Raw genomic sequence first — 1,457 nt, 5'->3', positions numbered from 1 at the left:
CGGCCGCCGAACAGGCGCTCTCGCCTCAGATGCGCCTAGCACCCAGGCTAAGGTCCGACAAAGTTAAGCGGATTTTAAGGCCGTATACGCAGTTTTCCTTACATGGAGATGCCGGCCGCAGTTGCGAACTGTCGAGATAGACTGCGGTTGGGGTCGTCCGACAGGATGACCGTGGGAAGGATCTCGCCTACAAGACGCTCGGTGAGCGCGTCCTGCTCTATGAACCAAAAGGCGGAACACGGCATGGCTACTTTGGCACCGCCAAACTCGTTGACGTGACGTTTGACAGCCGCGCGCCCCGATTTGTTCTTCTTCGTTTCGACGACCTGGAAACGTTCGGCCCGATCGCGCCATCTAAAGGCGCGGAGCCATTGGAAGCGAACGCGTATGATCCTGATGGCAAGGTCATCTTCAGCTACTTCTCGCTAGGCATACGCCCCCTCACAGCCGAGGATCAGAACGCATACTTGAGAAGCAGGCCCTATCTTTCCGCCAATGAACAGCCTCAGTCAGCTTTCGAGAGAGAGCGGATTGAGCACGGGCGTCAGGAACTTGTCCGGGATCGTCAGTTTCGCACAAGGGTCCTGCTTGCCTATGGCGCCAAGTGCGCTCTGTGCGGTCGAGATCACGGGGATCCGGAGCGCGGCATTTATGAGGTCGAGGCGTGTCACTTGCAAGCCGCATCACGCGGAGGATCTGACGACATTACAAACGCCATGGCGATGTGCAAGCATCACCACTGGGCGTACGACGAAGGCTTTTTCGCACTTTCCAATGACGGAGATATTCTTCGGCGCGCCGACATGGCGAGAAATATGGTGGAAGAACTTCGCGGACACACCCGAGCCTACTTCCCTGTGGACTTCAATTTGTGGCCAAAGGCGGCAAACCTCATGGCACATCGCTCACAGTTCGGATTTCCTGAAAGCGACTAGCGGAAGAGCTCAAGGAAGTTGGAGACGCCCGATTTCTTCAATCAGGCGCGAGGCCGCATTTATCGTCACGTCAGCATCACCTTTTTCACCCTCACCTCGCCGTAACGCGACGAGAAGCCTGCGCCGTTCGGCTTCGGTGCTTCCGGTCAGACCGAGATTGCCGGCCTCATGGAGCGCCGCCGAAATCTCCTGGACCTTGAGCAACTCGGCAAAACGAGCGTGGAGTCGCCTGGCGACGGCTGGCTCCCGCCGCCAGTTCTGCGCAGCGAACTCCTGGCTGGCGATCTGGCCGGCACCGAAGCAGTCGAAATCCTCGCACCCTTCATAGCCGAGTTGCTCACGCTGCGCATGGATGCCACAGCGGAAGGTCGGCTCGAGAAAGTGACAAGCTTGCCCGGCCGGCTTGTCGTGACCGAACGACCCCGACCGCTGAAAACTCAGCGCTGTGCAGCAGAGGCCAAAACACCGCTCACAGTCGGCGGCGAACTCTTCGGATTGCAAGGTGCTGCCCTCGGCGAGATT

General features: G+C 58.8%; 2 protein-coding genes. One reads left to right on the top strand and one right to left on the bottom strand.

The window, feature by feature from the left end; all coding sequences use genetic code 11:
• The first annotated feature begins 275 nt into the window (after positions 1-275).
• On the top strand, positions 276-935 hold the full coding sequence (locus IC608_RS18540) for an HNH endonuclease (protein WP_191778339.1): 660 nt from the start codon (positions 276-278) through the stop codon (positions 933-935).
• Between the two features lie 9 nt (positions 936-944).
• On the opposite strand, the gene IC608_RS17920 is transcribed toward IC608_RS18540, so the two are convergent.
• The coding region (locus IC608_RS17920; protein WP_211200071.1) for a hypothetical protein at positions 945-1,457 on the bottom strand (513 nt) is incomplete at its 5' end.

This window comes from Devosia oryzisoli, assembly GCF_014837245.1.
GTDB lineage: Bacteria > Pseudomonadota > Alphaproteobacteria > Rhizobiales > Devosiaceae > Devosia > Devosia oryzisoli.
Note: the sequence above shows the minus strand (reverse complement) of the source record. Positions and strands in the feature narration are given on the sequence as shown.